15 protein-coding genes are annotated in these 16,075 nt (G+C 64.1%); 11 read left to right on the top strand and 4 right to left on the bottom strand.

Annotated features, from left to right (window positions below; all coding sequences use genetic code 11):
* Position 1: 1 nt before the first annotated feature.
* The 6 genes from J8I29_RS12790 to ribB all read left to right on the top strand — a co-directional run bounded on the left by J8I29_RS12790 (position 2) and on the right by ribB (position 5,234).
* Entirely contained in the window at positions 2–1,015 is a 1,014-nt protein-coding gene (locus J8I29_RS12790; protein WP_209431916.1) for a zinc-binding alcohol dehydrogenase family protein, read from the top strand.
* Positions 1,016–1,298: 283 nt separating this feature from the next.
* Positions 1,299–1,946: a DUF1007 family protein gene (locus J8I29_RS12785; protein ID WP_209431915.1), complete on the top strand. Its 648-nt coding sequence runs from the start codon at positions 1,299–1,301 to the stop codon at positions 1,944–1,946.
* Positions 1,943–2,923, top strand: coding sequence for a nickel/cobalt transporter (locus J8I29_RS12780; RefSeq protein ID WP_105862308.1), 981 nt, complete (start codon positions 1,943–1,945; stop codon positions 2,921–2,923). The genes J8I29_RS12785 and J8I29_RS12780 overlap by 4 nt, the downstream gene beginning before the upstream one ends.
* 144 nt (positions 2,924–3,067) lie before the next feature.
* Positions 3,068–3,514 carry a sigma factor-like helix-turn-helix DNA-binding protein gene (locus J8I29_RS12775; RefSeq protein ID WP_209431914.1) on the top strand — a complete coding sequence of 149 codons (447 nt, stop codon included), beginning with the start codon at positions 3,068–3,070 and terminating at the stop codon, positions 3,512–3,514.
* The gene (locus J8I29_RS12770) at positions 3,511–3,861 is read left to right on the top strand and encodes a hypothetical protein (RefSeq protein WP_209431913.1); all 351 of its coding nucleotides are present in this window, start codon (positions 3,511–3,513) and stop codon (positions 3,859–3,861) included. The genes J8I29_RS12775 and J8I29_RS12770 overlap by 4 nt, the downstream gene beginning before the upstream one ends.
* A 77-nt stretch (positions 3,862–3,938) precedes the next feature.
* A complete protein-coding gene (ribB, locus tag J8I29_RS12765; RefSeq protein WP_105862311.1) occupies positions 3,939–5,234 on the top strand; it encodes a 3,4-dihydroxy-2-butanone-4-phosphate synthase in 1,296 nt (431 codons plus the stop codon).
* On the opposite strand, the gene J8I29_RS12760 is transcribed toward ribB, so the two are convergent.
* Complete coding sequence (locus J8I29_RS12760; RefSeq protein ID WP_209431912.1) at positions 5,180–6,157, bottom strand: LysR family transcriptional regulator; 978 nt, start codon at positions 6,155–6,157, stop codon at positions 5,180–5,182. The genes ribB and J8I29_RS12760 overlap by 55 nt on opposite strands.
* Positions 6,158–6,276: 119 nt before the next feature.
* Between J8I29_RS12760 and J8I29_RS12755 the strand changes: the two genes are divergently transcribed.
* Genes J8I29_RS12755 through J8I29_RS12745 form a run of 3 tightly spaced genes read left to right on the top strand, consistent with a single transcriptional unit; the run spans position 6,277 to position 9,622 of the window.
* Positions 6,277–6,978, top strand: coding sequence for a hypothetical protein (locus J8I29_RS12755; protein WP_209431911.1), 702 nt, complete (start codon positions 6,277–6,279; stop codon positions 6,976–6,978).
* Positions 6,975–7,430, top strand: a complete 456-nt coding sequence (locus tag J8I29_RS12750; protein WP_209431910.1) for a (2Fe-2S)-binding protein — start codon at positions 6,975–6,977, stop codon at positions 7,428–7,430. The genes J8I29_RS12755 and J8I29_RS12750 overlap by 4 nt, the downstream gene beginning before the upstream one ends.
* Before the next feature lie 11 nt (positions 7,431–7,441).
* Positions 7,442–9,622, top strand: a complete 2,181-nt coding sequence (locus J8I29_RS12745; protein ID WP_209431909.1) for a xanthine dehydrogenase family protein molybdopterin-binding subunit — start codon at positions 7,442–7,444, stop codon at positions 9,620–9,622.
* A 53-nt stretch (positions 9,623–9,675) separates the two neighbouring features.
* Here the strand turns inward: J8I29_RS12745 and J8I29_RS12740 are convergent, their stop codons facing one another.
* Positions 9,676–10,149, bottom strand: coding sequence for an Lrp/AsnC family transcriptional regulator (locus tag J8I29_RS12740; protein WP_105862314.1), 474 nt, complete (start codon positions 10,147–10,149; stop codon positions 9,676–9,678).
* Between the two features lie 160 nt (positions 10,150–10,309).
* Between J8I29_RS12740 and ald the strand changes: the two genes are divergently transcribed.
* Positions 10,310–11,428 (top strand): alanine dehydrogenase, encoded by a 1,119-nt coding sequence (gene ald / locus J8I29_RS12735; RefSeq protein ID WP_209431908.1) that lies wholly within the window; start codon positions 10,310–10,312, stop codon positions 11,426–11,428.
* Between the two features lie 157 nt (positions 11,429–11,585).
* On the opposite strand, the gene J8I29_RS12730 is transcribed toward ald, so the two are convergent.
* The gene (locus tag J8I29_RS12730; RefSeq protein ID WP_209431907.1) at positions 11,586–12,638 is read right to left on the bottom strand and encodes a sulfotransferase domain-containing protein; all 1,053 of its coding nucleotides are present in this window, start codon (positions 12,636–12,638) and stop codon (positions 11,586–11,588) included.
* A 582-nt stretch (positions 12,639–13,220) separates the two neighbouring features.
* Positions 13,221–14,195, bottom strand: a complete 975-nt coding sequence (locus J8I29_RS12725; RefSeq protein WP_209431906.1) for an L-threonylcarbamoyladenylate synthase — start codon at positions 14,193–14,195, stop codon at positions 13,221–13,223.
* 107 nt (positions 14,196–14,302) lie between these two features.
* On the opposite strand from J8I29_RS12725, the gene J8I29_RS12720 reads away from it, so the two are divergent.
* Entirely contained in the window at positions 14,303–16,069 is a 1,767-nt protein-coding gene (locus tag J8I29_RS12720; protein ID WP_209431905.1) for an acyl-CoA dehydrogenase, read from the top strand.
* The last annotated feature ends 6 nt before the right edge of the window (positions 16,070–16,075 follow it).

The following is a 16,075-nucleotide window of genomic DNA, read 5'->3' as shown; positions in this document are numbered from 1 at the left end:
CATGAAAGCGATCGGATACAGGACGGCCGGCGCCATCGATAGCGCGAAGGCGCTGGAGGATATCGAGCTGCCCCGTCCCAAGGCAACCGGCCGCGACATTCTGGTCGAGGTCGCGGCGATCTCCGTCAACCCGGTCGACACCAAGGTGCGCCGCAGGGCTTCGCCGGAGGCGGGCGAGTGGAAGATCCTGGGCTGGGACGCGGTCGGCCGGGTGGCCGAGATCGGCGAAGCGGTAACCACCTTCAAGCCCGGCGACGAGGTGTTCTATGCCGGCTCGATCACCCGGCCCGGCGCCAACAGCCAGTTCCATCTGGTCGATGAGCGCATCGTGGGCCATAAACCGAAAAGCCTGTCGAATGCCGAGGCCGCCGCCCTGCCGCTGACGGCCATCACGGCCTGGGAGATGCTGTTCGACCGGCTCGACATCCGTCGTGCCGTGCCCGGAGCGGCCAATGCCATCTTGATCGTCGGCGGCGCCGGCGGGGTTGGCTCGATCGCCATCCAGCTCGTCCGCGCGCTGACCGACGTGACGGTCATCGCCACTGCGTCGCGCCCGGAGACGCAGGACTGGGTGCGTGAGCTGGGCGCGCATCATGTCGTCGACCATGGCAAGCTGATCGCCGAACAGGTCGCCGCCCTTGGCATCGGTGCGCCTGCCTTCGTCTTTTCCACCACCGAGACCCAGCGCCACCTCGACGAGATCGTCGAGTTGATCGCGCCGCAGGGCCGGTTCGGGCTGATCGACGACCCCGAGGCACTGAGCATCATGGGCTTCAAGCGCAAGGCGGTCTCGATCCATTGGGAGTTGATGTTCACCCGAGCCATCTTCGAGACGCCCGACATGGGCGAGCAGGGCAAACTGCTCGACGAGGTCGGGGAACTGATCGATGCAGGCAAGATCCGCACGACGCTCAGCCAAGTGCTCCGCCCGATCAATGCCGAGAATTTGAAACAGGCCCATGCCTTGATCGAAAGCGGGCGCGCCAAAGGCAAGATCGTGCTGGAGGGCTTCTGAGATATGCAGCCGGCCTGCTGGGCGTCGCATTAAAGGTTCCGAAGCTGGAAGCTGTTATGAAACGCATGCGCTTCAGGGCCAAAGGCGATGGCGTTTTTTTGCGATTGGAGGGAATCACCCGCCAATCGCAAAGCCGCGTCGAACCAAAAAGCCGGAGTAAAGAGTGTCCACGCTTGAACGCGCTTTGCTCCGGAGAGCGCCATCCTTCCGCCCCACTCGGCGGGTTACAACCCTCCAGGTGGTGAATCGCTCTTGTTCCCGCCCGCTGCAATCCGGATCGTTCATGCGCTCGCTTCTTCTCGCCGCCGTGCTGCTCGGCTGCCTCATCGGACCCGCTGCGGCCCATCCGCATGTCTTCGTCAATTCGGCCAGCGAGATCGTTTACGACGACAAGGGGCGCGTAACCGGCGTCAAGCAGCATTGGACCTTCGACGAAGCCTTCTCGTCCTATGCCACGCAGGGACTTCAGCAGAGTGCGGATGGCAGCTACAGCCGCCAGGCCCTTGCCCCGCTGGCGCAGACCAATGTCGAGAACCTCAAGGATTTCGGCTATTTCACCTTCGCCAAGCTCGGCGGCAAGGAGCTTTTGTTCAAGGATCCGGTCGACCCCTATCTCGATTTCACCAACGGCGTCCTGACCCTGCATTTCTTCCTGCCGCTGTCCTCCCCGCAGACGCAGGGGCAGAAGGCCCTGGCGATCCAGATCTACGACCCGACCTATTACGTCGCTTTCACCCTTGATGACGAGACCCCCGCCAAGCTCGACGGCTCCCCGCAGGGTTGCGCACTCAACGTCATCAGGCCCAAGCCTCCGAGCGAGGAGCAAAAGGCCGCCGCCCTGCAGCTCGACGAGGCCTATTTCAGCGCGCTGGACCAGAACAAGGATTTCGGCGCCAAATTCGCCAACAACATCCAGGTGAACTGCCCGTGACAACGGGTACAGGCCGCATTTCCAGGCGGATCGCGCATGCGGCGCCGGCCGTGCTGGTTCTGCTGCTGCTCGCCGCCGGCGAGGCCCTCGCGCAGAAGAGCACGCCCTTCGGCATCAGCCGGCCGGAGCAATCGATCACCGGCCCCGCCAGTCCCTTCCTCGCCTGGATCCTCAGCGAAACCGCCCGCTATTATCAGCTGCTCGTCGACGCCCTGAAGGAATCCAAGCAGAACGGCACCGCCAGCCTCGGGCTGATCGCCCTCAGTTTCGGCTATGGCGTCTTCCATGCCGCCGGTCCCGGCCACGGCAAGGCGGTGATTTCCTCCTATCTGTTCGCCAATGACGAGGCGGTGAAACGCGGCATCGCGCTCTCCGGCGCCTTTGCACTGGTGCAGGCGCTGTCCGCCATCGCCATGGTGTCGGTGCTGGCCGCCATTCTCAACGTCACCGCCCAGACCATGGATGCCTCCACCCTGATGCTGGAGCGCCTCTCCAATTTCATGGTGATGGCCGTGGGCGCCTGGCTGTTCTGGCGCAAGGGCCGCGCCCTCTGGGGGCTGATCGCCGCCCGCTTCGGCCTGCCCGGCGCCAGCATCCATGTCCATGACGCCAATTGCGGCCATCTCGCCTTGCCGACCGACAGCGAGACTGCCAAGCGCAACAATATGCGGGCTATCCTTGCCGCCGGCCTCAGGCCCTGCACGGGCGCCATCATCGTGCTGGTGTTCGCCTGGCGGCAGGGAATCTACGGCTCCGGCATCATCGCGACCTTCGCCATGGGCCTCGGCACCGCCCTCACCATCGCCGTCATCGCCACCGTCGCGGTGCTGGCCAAGAGCCTCGCCGTCCGCCTTGCCGCCCCGCAAAGCTTTGCCGCCGCCATCACGGTGCGCACGCTCGAAATGGGCCTTGCCTTCATGGTCTTCGCGCTCGGCCTCATCCTGCTTGCCGGCGTGATAAATTTACCCTCCGCATAGGCCCTGCCATCGCCAAAATGCTTGGCCGTAAAAAAGCCGCGCAGTATGATAGTGCAAGGTGTGCCGAAAGGTGCGCCCAGCGCGACTTTCCGGCTCAATCCGCAGGAAGAAGCGGCCAGCCGGGGGCGGCCGGAGGATCGACCGATGGGCCAGCAGATAGAAGCCGTCGTCCAGCGCCTGAGGCGCTTCGCCCGGGCGCTCAGCCAGGATTCCGACGGAGCGGATGCGCTGGTCCTCGAGATCCTGTCGGCGCATGAAGGCAAGCGTCTCGATTATACCCGCCTGCTTACGGCCCTGATCGCCCGCCGCCGCGACCTCGATGACCGTGAAAATCAGCTCAAGACACAAAGGCCGCCGACCAAGGCCGGCTGTTCCGGCCATCCCGACATCCTGCGTGCCTTCGAGCGCCTGCCCCTGGGCGATCGCGAAGTCCTGGCCCTGATCATTATCGAAGGGCTGGACTACGAAACCGCCGCGGCCGTGCTCGCTGTACGCGAAGAAGCCTTCATCGCCCGTCTCACCCGGGCTCGCGAGGCCTTTTCGCGCCAGGTGGACGGACAGCGCCACGCCGTGCTGCGGATCGTGAAATGACCGAACCCACCCGTATTCCGGATCGGATCTTCAATGCCCTGGTCGATGGCCGGCTCTCCGCGCGGGTGGAGCGGGAAACGCGCGAGGCGCTGGAGACCGATCCCCAGGGCAGCGAGCGTGCCGCGACCTGGCAGCGCCAGAGCGAGGCTCTGCATGCGGCTCTCGCTCCCATCGCGCGCGAACCCCTGCCGCTTTCGATGATGCTGAAGCTCCGCCACGACAAGCCGGTCGCATGGCATCGTGACAGCACGCTTTGGACCTATATCGGCGTTTTCGCCGCCGGAATCGCTGTCGGCCTGGCTCTCGACCTCGCTATGCCGACCTTGCGTGCTCTGATCGGCATTTGATTTTGATATTTCAGTAATACTGAAAATCGTATAACATTTCAGTTGAAATTAAAAACCTTCATGCCTAAGTTGGCGGCATGAAACTCGACGCCTGGCTCAAGCAGACCGCCACCCCCCGCAGCGCCTTCGCCAAGACGGTTGGGCTGTCGCCTGCGAGCATCACCGCCCTGTGCAACGACGAGACGGCGTGGATTTCCCGCGAAACCGCCGGACGCATTGCCGAAGCAACCGGCGGCAGCGTCACTCCCAATGATTTTCTGGGCCTCGCCCCGGTTCGAGACCATCTCAAGGAGACTGTCGTGTCCCATCAGAAGATTCAGGCCGCCATCGAGGCCTTTGCCCGCGGCGAGATCGTGGTGGTGGTCGACGACGACGACCGCGAGAACGAAGGCGACCTGATCATCGCCGCGAGCCACCTCACCACCGAGAAGATGGCCTTCATCATCCGCCATTGCTGCGGCATCGTCTGTGCGCCCCTGACGCTGGAGGAGGCCAAGCGCCTGCGGCTCGATCCCATGGTGTCGCAGAACGACGCTCCGCTCGGCACGGCCTTCACCGTCACCGTCGACGTCAAGCATGGCCTGACCACCGGCATCTCGGCCGAGCAGCGCGCCAACACGGTGCGGGCGCTCGCCAATCCCAATATGGGCGCCACGGACTTCGTGCGCCCCGGCCACATCTTCCCGCTCATCTCCAAGGAAGGCGGCGTGCTGATGCGTTCCGGCCATACCGAGGCGGCGACGGACCTGTGCAAGCTCGCCGGCCTGCCCCAGGTCGCGGCGATCTGCGAACTCGCCAATGATGACGGCACCGTCAAGCGCGGCCCCGAAGTCATGGCCTTCGCTGAGACCCACGGCCTGCATGTGGTTTCGATCGCCGATCTCATCGCCTTCCGCCAGGCCCGCGAAAAGCTGGTCGAGCGCGTGGCGACCTTCACCGTGGAGAGCGAGATCGGGCCGCTCACCGCCTATGCCTACACCACGCCCTATGACGAGGTGCAGCAACTCGCCTTCGTCTATGGCAAGATCGGCGACGGCGAGAACGTGCCGACCCGTCTGCATCGCGCCGATGTGGTGACGGATGTGTTCGGCGGCGCCAAGACGCTCGGCACCTCCCTCGCCAAGTTCAAGGAAGCAGGCCGGGGCGTGATCGTCTATCTGCGCGACGGCACCGCGGGCGTCCCCATGGTGACGCACGGCTCGGACCACGGTTCGGAGGCCGTACGCAACGAACAGTGGCGCGAAGTCGGGCTCGGTGCCCAGATCCTGCGCGACCTCGACGTCTCTTCGATCAAACTGCTCTCGACCAAGCCGCGCACCTATATCGGCCTCAGCGGCTTCGGCATCGAGATCAAGGGCACGGAGACGGTGTGATCCGGCGGCGAGCCGCTTTGCATCGCGGCTCGATCGCGCGTCCGATATTGCTCCTCCAGCCATTCGATGAAAACCCGCAGGCGTGGTGACAGCGGACGCGCCTGCGGATAGAGCACGTGCACGGGAATCGGCAGCGGCGGAAATTCGCTGAGGATTTCCACCAGCGTCCCGTTCGCGAGTTCGGAACGCACGCGATAAAATGGGATCTGGACGATACCCAGGCCCGCGCACCCCATGGCGAAATTGGTCTCCGGGCCCGCCACCGTAATGTCGATCGGCAGGTTCACCTCCCGAACCTTGCCCGAGACGGTGAAGGTGAAGGCCGCACTGGCAGGCTGATCGGGCGCCAAGAGCCCAACCCGGCGGTGACCGTTTGCCAGATCCTCGGGTGTGCGAGGGGTGCCGAACCGCGCGAGATAGTCGGGACTGGCGAAGGTACCCCGCCTCAGCTCAGCGAGCTTGCGGCGGACGAGCGATGTGTCGGTCAAGGCCCCGGCCCTCACGATGCAGTCGATTCCCTCCCGCACCAGGTCGAGCGGCTGGTGGATCTCGCTCAGATGCAGGCGGATGCCGGGATAGCGCCGGATGAAGTCCGGCAGGCCAGGCACGAGAAAATAACGGGCCTGCGGACCATGCACGTCCGCCCGCAACTGCCCTGCCGGCTTTGCTCCCTTGAAGCCGGCCTCGCTGTCCTCCAAGTCGGCGATCAGGCTGATGCAGCGCTGGCAATAGATTTCTCCTTCCAGCGTAGGCCGTACCACCCGCGTGGTTCTTTCGAGCAGTTGCACGCCCAATCTTCGTTCCAGCTGCTTGACGGCATCCGTCACCGTCGAACGCGGCAATCCGAGACGCTCGGCCGCTGTGGTGAAACTGCGCCCTTCAGCAACACGGACGAAGATTCTCATCGCGTCGAAATGGTCCATCCTATTGTTCGCTCTTCTCGGACATTGTTGACGATAAATGCATGATTATCCGCCGAACTGAAGATGTCATTCTCCTCCTCGCAGTTCGACCGCAGTGCGGGCGTTCGGAGAGGAGCCTCATGGCAGAAAATCGGCCTTCGCGATCGACCACAATCCCTGGATTTAGGGCCAGGCTGGCAGCGGCCATCTCGAAGCCCCTCAGCAAGCCGATCGCGCGGGCCGGTGGCCTTTCCTCGCTGGCGGCCGTCGCCATCCTGGCGGCGGCACCTTTATTTCCCGCCGGACCGGTGCTTCGCGCCGAAACCACCGCCGACTTGGAAAGCAAGGCGGTGGTGGCCTGGGGGCAGATCGCGGCGGTGCTCGAACATCCGCGCTGCCTCAATTGCCATCAGGCCACCGTGCCGCTGCAGGGCGACAGCCGGCGCGTGCATGTGCCGCTGGTGGTGCGCGGCCCGGACAATCATGGGGTCGGGGCCATGCGCTGCGGCAATTGCCACAATGCCATGAGCAACAACGAGACTTCCGGCACGCCCGGCGCCGGTCACGCCGGCCTGTGGCAGCTCGCGCCGATCTCCATGCTGTGGCAGGGCCTATCCAGCCGCGAGCTTTGCGAAATGCTCAAGGACAAAACACGCAACGGCAATCGCGACGGTGCGGCCCTGATCGAGCACATGGAGCATGAACCGCTGGTGCAATGGGGCTGGCATCCCGGCGGCACGCGCCAGCCGGTCCCGATGGCGCATGACGATTTTGTCGCTGCCATGAAGATCTGGGTGCAGGGCGGCATGGCCTGCCCGAAACAAGGAGACATTCCCGGATGATCGCACTGAACGTCAACGGCAAAACCGTCGAGATCGATGCCAGCCCGGAAATGCCCCTGCTCTGGGCTCTGCGTGACTTGCTCAATCTCACGGGCACCAAGTTCGGCTGTGGTCGCGCCATGTGCGGCGCCTGCACGGTGCATATCGACGGCGAGGCGGCACGGTCCTGCTCTATCATGGTCGGAACCGTCGGAGACGGCCGGATCGTCACCATCGAAGCGGTGGATGGTCCGGTCGCCAAGGCGGTGATCGAGGCCTGGCAGAAGCTCGACGTGGTGCAGTGCGGCTATTGCCAGTCCGGCCAGATCATGTCGGCCATCACGCTGCTCTCGGCCAATGCGACGCCGAGCGACGAGGACATCGATCTCGGCATGGAAGGCAATATCTGCCGGTGCGGCACCTATATGCGCATCAAGGCAGCCATCCACGAAGCCGCCAAGACGTTGAAGTGAGGAGACGCGCCATGACCGTTACCGTCTCCGTCGCCTCCCTCTCCCGCCGTTCCCTGGTGAAGGGCGCCGCCGCCGGTGCCGGCCTGTTCGTCATCGGCGCCTTCCTGCCCTTCACCAGGGCGCGGGCCGCCGAAACTGACGGCCCGGCACCTGGCATTTTCGACCCCAATGTCTTTCTGAAGATCGCCCCCGACAATACGGTGACGGTGCTCTGCAAGCATTTCGAGATGGGACAGGGCGTGACCACCGGCCTTACCACGCTGGTTGCCGAGGAGCTCGATGCCGACTGGGCCCAGATGCGCTTCGCCTTCGCCCCGGCCAATGCGGCGCTCTACAACAATCTGCTGTTCGGTCCCGTCCAGGCGACGGGCGGCACCACCTCCATGATGGAAGCCTGGACTCAGATGCGCCAGGTCGGCGCTGCTGCACGCCAGATGTTTCTTGCCGCGGCAGCAAGTCGATGGAAGGTCGCTCCGGCGGAAATCAGGCTCGAAAAAGGCGTGCTGCGCCATGGCGAAGCAAGCGCCACCTTCGGCGAACTCGCTGCCCTCGCCATGACCATGCCGGTGCCGAAGGAGGTCGAACTCAAGGCCCCCGGGGACTGGAAACTGATCGGCTCGCGCCTGCCGCGGCTCGACACGCCGGCCAAGACGACCGGCCAGGCAAACTTCGCCCTCGACACCCGCCGGCCTGGCATGCTTACCGTCGCCGTCAGGCATGCCGATCGTTTCGGTGCCTCGGTAAGCTCCTTCGATGCTTCGAAGGCCCTGAAAGTGCCGGGTGTGATCGAGGTCAGACAACTGCCGAGCGGTGTCGCCGTCTATGCCACCAACAGTTGGGCAGCGATGGAAGGCCGCAAGGCGCTCGAAATAGGCTGGGACAACACCAAGGCTGACCTGCGCTCCACGGATGAACTCTTTGACGATTACCGCAAGAGCATGGCCAGGCCGGGCCTGACGGCTGTCGAACGCGGGTCCGCGGCGAACACCCTCAGGCAGGCGGCCAGGACGCTGGAAGCGGAATTCACCTTTCCCTATCTCGCACACGCCCCCATGGAACCCCTGAACTGCACCATGGAATTGCGCCCGGACGGGGCGGAGATCTGGTCCGGCTGTCAGCTCCAGACCATCGATCAGGTGGTCGCAGCGCAGATTCTCGGCTTCAAGCCTGAACAGGTGACGATCAACACCCTGCTGGGCGGCGGCAGCTTCGGACGGCGCGGCAACCCGGCGGCCGATTGGACGCGTGAGCTCGCCCATGCAGCCAAGGCCATCAATGGCCGGGCTCCCGTGCATCTGATCTGGACACGCGAAGACGATATCAAGGGCGGCTTCTATCGGCCGATGGTGCTGCACAGGATCCGTGTCGGCCTGACCGCAGGCGGTGCGATCTGGGGCTGGGAGCACCACCTTGCCAGCAAACCCATTTTCACCGGCACCCCCTTCGAGGCGACCAGCGTCAACAAGGAAGGGCTCGATATCACCAGCGTCGAGGGCGTGGCCGATACGCCCTACGCCATTCCGGACTTCCACGTCGTGCAGCACAACGTGGATTCGCCCGCACCCGTGCTTTGGTGGCGCTCCATCGGCCATACGCACACCGCCTTCGTCATGGAGACGGTGATCGACGAGTTGGCAACGATCGCCGGCATCGATCCCGTCGCGTTCCGTCTCGATCTGCTCAAGGACGACGCGCGCAATGTCGCCGTGGTGAAGCTGGCTGCCGAGCAGGCCGACTGGGGCAAGGCTATGCCGAAGGGCAAGGGGCGCGGCATCGCCTTTCACAAATCCTTCGGCACCCGCGTGGCGATGGTGGCCGAGGTCACAGTCGAGGACCAGGCGGTGAAGGTCGAGCGCATGGTGGCGGCCATTGATGTCGGTATCGCCGTCAATCCTGACGTACTCACCGCTCAGATCGAGGGCGCCATCGGCTTCGCGCTGTCCATGGTCTTGCGCAACCGCATCACCTTGAAGGACGGCATGGTCGAGCAAAGCAATTTCGACGATTACGAACCCACACGCATGCGCGAAATGCCGCGTGTGGAGGTGCATATCGTCAAGTCGACGCAAGCGCCCACCGGCATCGGCGAGCCAGGTCTGCCGCCGGTCGCTCCGGCGATCGGCAACGCCGTGGCCGCGGCGATCGGCCGGCATCTGCGCGGTCTGCCGCTCGATCTCTCGCAAACGACGTGAGAAGACAACCCCCGAGGGAGCGATCGGGATATGCGAGTGAGACCCGCTTCTTCTCACACCGGCAGCGCGGTCGTCTTCTTGACGCTTCGTAGCGCAAGCGTCGACTGCACGCGCACCACGCCGGGAAGCTGGGTCAGGATTTCGGTGTGGATGCGCTCGAAATCGGCAGCATCAGCATAGGCCACACGGACCATATAGTCGGCTGCGCCGGCCAGGAGGCAGCATTCCGTCACCTCGGGATGACGCTGGATCGCCGCCTCGAAGGCATCGAGCGCACCGCGTCCCTGCTGGTCCAGCGTGACGAGCACGAAGGCCACGCCCGGCAACCCGGCTTCCTTTTCATCCAGCAGCATGACGTAGCGCGAGATCAGTCCACGTTCTTCCAGAAGCTTGACCCTTCTCAAGCAGGCGGAGGGCGAGAGATTGACCTTTTCGGCGAGGTCGACATTGGTCAGGCGGCCGTCGGCCTGCAGCAGCCGGAGAATGGCGCGATCGCGACTGTCGAGCGATATCGAGGATTTTGGCATAAATAGCGATCAAGGCATCATTCCATCGCATACTATGCGACAGAACGCCCCAAACACCAGAGTTTTCCGCGAGAAATTGCGCGATTTCCGCGCCAACATGCCTTTCTAGCCTAAAGCCCGACGACAAGGGCCGGCCTCATCACCAGACAAGGCAAAAACAATGCTGATCGGCGTTCCCAAGGAAATCAAGGACAATGAATTTCGCGTCGGCCTGATCCCTTCTTCCGTTGCGGAATTGGTGCATCACGGCCACAAGGTCTGGGTCGAGACCAATGCTGGCGTCGGCGCCGGATTGTCGGATGCCGATTATGCCGGCGCCGGTGCCGAAATCGTCGACAACCCCGACATCCTGTTCGCCAAGGCGGACATGATCGTGAAAGTCAAGGAACCGCTGGCGGTCGAACGCAAGAAGCTACGCCACGGCCAGATCCTGTTCACCTATCTGCATCTGGCGCCCGATGCGGACCAGACGCATGACCTCGTCGCCTCCGGTGCCGTCTGCATCGCCTATGAGACCGTGACCTCCGCCACCGGCGCCCTGCCCCTGCTGACGCCGATGTCGGAAGTCGCCGGACGCCTGGCACCGCAGGTCGGCGCCCACAGCCTGGAAAAGGCCCAGGGCGGCCGCGGCATCCTGCTCGGCGGCGTTCCCGGCGTTCCCGCGGCAGAGGTCGTCATTCTCGGCGGCGGCGTTTCGGGCACGCATGCGGCGACCATCGCCGTGGGTATGGGTGCGAAGGTCACCGTGGTCGACCGCTCGGCCGAAGCTCTCAAGCGGCTGGCTGCCCAGTTCGGCACGTCGATCTCCACCGTGTTCTCGACCCGCTCGGCCATCGAGGAACTGGTGAAGCGCGCCGATCTCCTGATCGGCACCGTGCTGGTCCCCGGCGCCGCAGCTCCCAAGCTGGTCAGCAGCGACATGGTGCGCAGCATGAAGCCGGGCGCCGTGATCGTCGACGTGGCCATCGACCAGGGCGGCTGCATCGAGACCTCGAAGGCGACCACCCACTCAAACCCGACCTATGTAGTGGATGGCGTGGTGCATTACTGCGTCGCCAACATGCCGGGCGCGGTGGCGCGCACCTCGACGTTCGCGCTCAACAATGTCACCCTCCCCTTCGCGGTGGCGCTGGCCGACAAGGGCTGGAAGCAGGCCCTGCGCGACGATCCTCATCTGCGCAACGGCCTCAATGTGGTGGATGGCAAGATCACCTGCCGCCCGGTGGCGGAGGCGCATAATCTGGCTTATGTCAGTACGGAAAGTGTTCTCCAGGCCTGACCAGGCATCGACTGGAGGCATCGAGAGCGTTTTTCAGAAAAGTTGACAAACTTTCGACGAAGAACAAGCCGAAACAAACGGTTGGAGAGCAAGTGCGATTTTGAGAAATCGCGCTTGCTCTTGACGATGCCTCCGGCGAGGCCTTTGCCGGGCTGGGTCAGTGTGCCGAAGCCGAGGTCGCCGCGTCGACCTTCTTAAACGGTACCGGTACCGGCTTGATCTTGGTCGAGGTCAACAATCTGGCGGCGGCGAAAACCAGGATGGCCGGCACGATGAGATCATCGGTGCGTCCGCCGCTCAGCGAATTCGGGATGAGATTGTACAGGAAAGCGTAGTAGAGGCCAGCAAAGGCCAGCAGCCCCATGGCAATCAGAGGGTTGCGCCTCTTGCCGAGCAGCCTCGCCTTTCGCCTGAAATAACGTCTTGTCCGCATCGCGAGAGATGGGCGGGCCAATGGTTTGCTGGTCGAAAGAGGCGGCGGCGCTGCAACGACCTCTTCGGTTCCGGCGGCCAGGATACGCGCTGCCTGCGCCTTCATCATCTGCACGTACCGGTCATCCTGAATCTCGGGATAAGCGGCCAGCATGTCCATGATCATCCTGACCGTCTCCGGCTTGAGATTCATGCCGCGGCCAGCCTTGCCGACATTGATGCGGCTGCCCTGGGACCTTGCGGCCTCCAGACCAGCGGCTATTTGCGCAGCATTCGCGGGAATGCCGGCAAATGCCAACATCTCGCTTATCGCCTTGTTCTGATCGACGACGAAATCCTCATACATGAAGATCCGGGCAGCCTTCGAACTGCGCCAGCCCATATAGAAATTGATGTACCAGGGGATCGCCAGCATGGCGATCATATGTTCGAGCTCGGCCTCGTCGCGGTTCAAATGCTGCTTGTCGAGGTAGAAGAAGGGATTGACCGGGCTCTCGCGATGCACGTGGTCCCGGATGCTGACCACGACATCGAAGAGACTGCGGATCAAGACGATGATGGAGACGTCATAGTCACTGCACAGTTCCTCGGTCCAGGTACTGTGCTTGATATGGTGCTGAGCGATGTAATCAAGCCCAGCGTTTTGTGCCAGGCGTATCTCGCACAGTTCCTGCTCGCGGCGTCCATAGCTTGGAATCAAATTGACTGAATTAAGTTTCACCGCGTTTGCTATGGCACTGGTTATGAATGTCGAAGCCGACTTCGGCATGCAGGCCACAAGAACATGGTGCGACATCGCGTCTCCCTCGCTCGAACAATCGTTCCCGATGGTCGGGTATTGTCCTGCTACTCGCCTTCCCCCCAAGCGCTACCCAGCGTCACCTGACGGAAACACACTTTCCCGGATGGTTCAACCTGCGGTTTATTCTCAGTTATTCCACGGGGCCTCGGCCCCCGTCGGATAGGCGCCAGGACAACGCCGCCTCTCGTCTGAAGTTCCAAGCTCGGCAAATTATCCGTCAGTCCCGCTTGCTTGCGGGCGCCCAAGACTGCTTCACGGCACTCATCATTTTGGAATGACTACAAAAATTGAGCTGGATGGATCGCACCGGGGCCGCAGACCCGAAGGTCGAAGCAGGATCAAGGACGCGCGGTATTCCCCAGCCGTCCCCAACCCCGCCAGCCGGGTCGCGCGCTTATCCGATCAACAGAAATTTTCTCCGGGGACTGCGATTTACGACGCGACCTTCGGGAAGCAGAACCGCAAGGGCCAGAACGGGCGAAAACCTTGGCAAGGAATCGTCGGCGCGATGCTTCGGCCGGCGTCGCCGCCCGGTCTGTTCAGAGTGAGCCGCCTGCCCTATCGCTCGGCGGCAGCGCGGGCAAGCCTGTCGCGTATGGCCTCGCCCAAGCCCTCGCCGGGGATGGGAGCGACGGCGATCGCATGGATGTCGGCCCGGTCGAGCAGACGCAGCATGCCGAAAAGATTGGCGGCGGCTTCGGTGAGGTCGCCATTGGGGCTGAGATTGGCGGCGACGCGCGGCTGCCCGCCCCCGCCACCCGGCCCAAAGCCGAGCCAAGCCTCGTCGGGGCCGGCCTCCTCGGCATCGAGCCTGACATGGGCTCGAGGCGCATAGTGGGAGGCCAGCATGCCGGGGGCGACCGGCTCATCACCTGCGCCCTCGGGTCCCTCGGCGAGGGCAAGGCCGAGCACATCCTCGATCATGTCCCGCGACAGCCCGCCAGGCCGCAGCATCGCCACGCGATCGCCGAGGCAGGAGAGGATAGTCGATTCGACGCCGACCTGGGTGGCGCCTCCATCCACGATGGCATCGATGCGGCCGTCGAGATCGGCGGCGACATGGGCCGCCGTCGTGGCGCTGACATGGCCGGAGCGATTGGCCGAGGGTGCGGCGACCGGCCGGCCGACCGCCTCGAGAACGGCATGGGCGACGGGGTGATCGGGCACGCGCAGGGCCACGCTGTCGAGCCCGGCGGTGGCGATCTCGCTGACCGTGCAGGTCGGCGCCTTCGGCACCACCAAAGTCAGCGGCCCCGGCCAGAAGGCCCTGGCGAGGCGTTCTGCCGCCGGCGAGAAGACACCCTGGCCGCGGGCCAGTTCGAAAGAAGCCAGATGCGCAATCAAGGGATTGAAGCGTGGCCGCCCCTTGGCCTCGTAGATGCCGGCAACCGCCCGGCCATTGGTGGCATCGGCACCCAGGCCATAGACCGTCTCGGTGGGAAAGGAGACCAGTCCGCCCTCCGCGAGGATGCGTCCCGCCGTCGCCAGGGAGGATGGATCAGACCCGAGATGCAAAGTGTTTCGATGTGTCATCCGGGTGCGCCATCCGCTCTTTTGTTGATCGATGCGTGATGCGCCATTGCCCGCAGCGGCGCATTCCGTCAAGGTCGAAGGCGCGCAATGGAGTTCAAGAACCAACAATGACCTATCAAGCGCCTGTCTCCGACATTGCCTTCTCGCTTCGTCACGTCGCCGATATGGACGCGTTACAGAGCGAAGGACTGTTCCCTGACGCAACGCCGGATCTTGTCGACACCATCCTGGAGGAAGCCGGCCATTTCGCGACCGACCGCATTGCCCCGCTCAATCGCGAGGGCGACCGGATCGGCGCCCGGCTCGAACAGCAGGGCGTGGTGACCGCTCCGGGCTGGCGGGAGGTCTATGCCGATTGGAGCGGCGGCGGCTGGAACGGCCTGGCGGGACCTGTCGACTTCGGCGGGCAAGGCCTGCCCCTGCTGCTCAACGCAGCCTGCCTTGAAATGTGGAACTCGGCCTCCATGGCCTTCGGCATCGGCCCCGTGCTCACCATGGGCGCCGTCGAGGCGCTCGCCGCCCATGCCACGCCGGAATTGCGCGAAACCTATCTTGCCAAACTGGTCAGCGGCGAGTGGACCGGCACGATGAACCTGACGGAGCCGCAGGCCGGCTCCGACCTCGCCGCCTTGCGCAGCAGGGCCGAACGGCGCGACGACGGCAGCTACCGCATCTTCGGGCAAAAGATCTTCATCACCTATGGTGATCATGACCTGACGCCCAACATCGTACATCTGGTGCTTGCCCGCCTCCCCGATGCGCCCGCAGGCACGCGCGGCATTTCGCTGTTCCTGGTGCCGAAATATCTGCCCGATGCCGAGGGTAATCCGGGCCGGCGCAACGATGCCTTCTGCTCCGGCATCGAGCACAAGCTCGGCATCCACGGCTCACCCACTTGCGTCATGGTGTTCGGGGACGAAGGTGGTGCCATCGGCTACCTCGTCGGCGAGGAGCACAAGGGCCTGGCCTGCATGTTCACCATGATGAACAATGCCCGCCTTGCCGTCGGCCTGCAGGGCGTTGCCATCGCCGAACGGGCCTACCAGCAGGCCCTCGCCTATGCGCGTGAGCGCCGCCAGGGCAGGAGTCCGCTCTGGCAGAATGGCGGCATGAGCCCGATCATCGAACACCCCGACATCCGGCGCATGCTGCTGGAAATGCGGGCGAAAATCGTGGCGGCCCGCGGCATCTCCTATCTTCTCGCCGCGGCGATCGACCGTTCCCATCACGAAACCGATGTCGACAGGCGTAGACAAGCTGCCAACCGCGCGGCTTTGCTCACCCCGGTGGCCAAGGCCTTCTCCACCGATATCGGCAACGAAGTCGCCTCGCTCGGCGTCCAGGTCCATGGCGGTATGGGCTATATCGAGGAGACCGGCGCCGCCCAGCATTTCCGCGATGCCCGCATCGCCGCGATCTATGAAGGCACCAACGGCATTCAGGCGATCGACCTCGTCACACGCAAGCTGCCGCTCGAAGGGGGCGATGTTATCGGCGGCTTCATCGCCGAGTTGCGGGCAACCGTCGCAACCGTCGCGGCCAGCGAACGCTTCGCCTCGCTCGCGCCTACTTTGGGACGCTCCGTCGATGCCCTGGAACGGGCCACGGCCTATATGCTGGCGCCTCGCGAGCGGCCCGAGGACGTCCTGACCGGCGCCACGCCCTATCTGCGCGTCTTCGCCATCGCCGCGGGCGGCGCCGTGGTGGCGAAGGAAGCGCTGGCGGCCGCAGCCATCGATCCGCACGAGCCCGCCAACCGGCTGCGCATCGACACGGCGCATTTCTACGCCACGCAGATTTCGCCGCAGGCCGAAGGGCTCGCGGAAAGTGCGGTTAGCGGCTACGTTGCCGCCGGACTCGAAACCGTTCTCTGACAGGAT

The sequence above is a fragment of the Labrys sp. LIt4 genome, assembly GCF_017813775.1.
In the GTDB taxonomy this organism is placed as follows: Bacteria; Pseudomonadota; Alphaproteobacteria; order Rhizobiales; family Labraceae; genus Labrys; species Labrys okinawensis_A.
Note: the sequence above shows the minus strand (reverse complement) of the source record. Positions and strands in the feature narration are given on the sequence as shown.

Bases quoted from the DNA above. Each gene is read 5' to 3' on its own strand.
- J8I29_RS12790 (WP_209431916.1), top strand. From the start codon at position 2: ATGAAAGCGATCGGATACAGGACGGCCGGCGCCATCGATAGCGCGAAG.
- J8I29_RS12785 (WP_209431915.1), top strand. From the start codon at position 1,299: ATGCGCTCGCTTCTTCTCGCCGCCGTGCTGCTCGGCTGCCTCATCGGA.
- J8I29_RS12775 (WP_209431914.1), top strand. From the start codon at position 3,068: ATGGGCCAGCAGATAGAAGCCGTCGTCCAGCGCCTGAGGCGCTTCGCC.
- J8I29_RS12770 (WP_209431913.1), top strand. From the start codon at position 3,511: ATGACCGAACCCACCCGTATTCCGGATCGGATCTTCAATGCCCTGGTC.
- ribB (WP_105862311.1), top strand. From the start codon at position 3,939: ATGAAACTCGACGCCTGGCTCAAGCAGACCGCCACCCCCCGCAGCGCC.
- J8I29_RS12760 (WP_209431912.1), bottom strand. From the start codon at position 6,157: ATGGACCATTTCGACGCGATGAGAATCTTCGTCCGTGTTGCTGAAGGG.
- J8I29_RS12755 (WP_209431911.1), top strand. From the start codon at position 6,277: ATGGCAGAAAATCGGCCTTCGCGATCGACCACAATCCCTGGATTTAGG.
- J8I29_RS12750 (WP_209431910.1), top strand. From the start codon at position 6,975: ATGATCGCACTGAACGTCAACGGCAAAACCGTCGAGATCGATGCCAGC.
- J8I29_RS12745 (WP_209431909.1), top strand. From the start codon at position 7,442: ATGACCGTTACCGTCTCCGTCGCCTCCCTCTCCCGCCGTTCCCTGGTG.
- J8I29_RS12740 (WP_105862314.1), bottom strand. From the start codon at position 10,149: ATGCCAAAATCCTCGATATCGCTCGACAGTCGCGATCGCGCCATTCTC.
- ald (WP_209431908.1), top strand. From the start codon at position 10,310: ATGCTGATCGGCGTTCCCAAGGAAATCAAGGACAATGAATTTCGCGTC.
- J8I29_RS12725 (WP_209431906.1), bottom strand. From the start codon at position 14,195: ATGACACATCGAAACACTTTGCATCTCGGGTCTGATCCATCCTCCCTG.
- J8I29_RS12720 (WP_209431905.1), top strand. From the start codon at position 14,303: ATGACCTATCAAGCGCCTGTCTCCGACATTGCCTTCTCGCTTCGTCAC.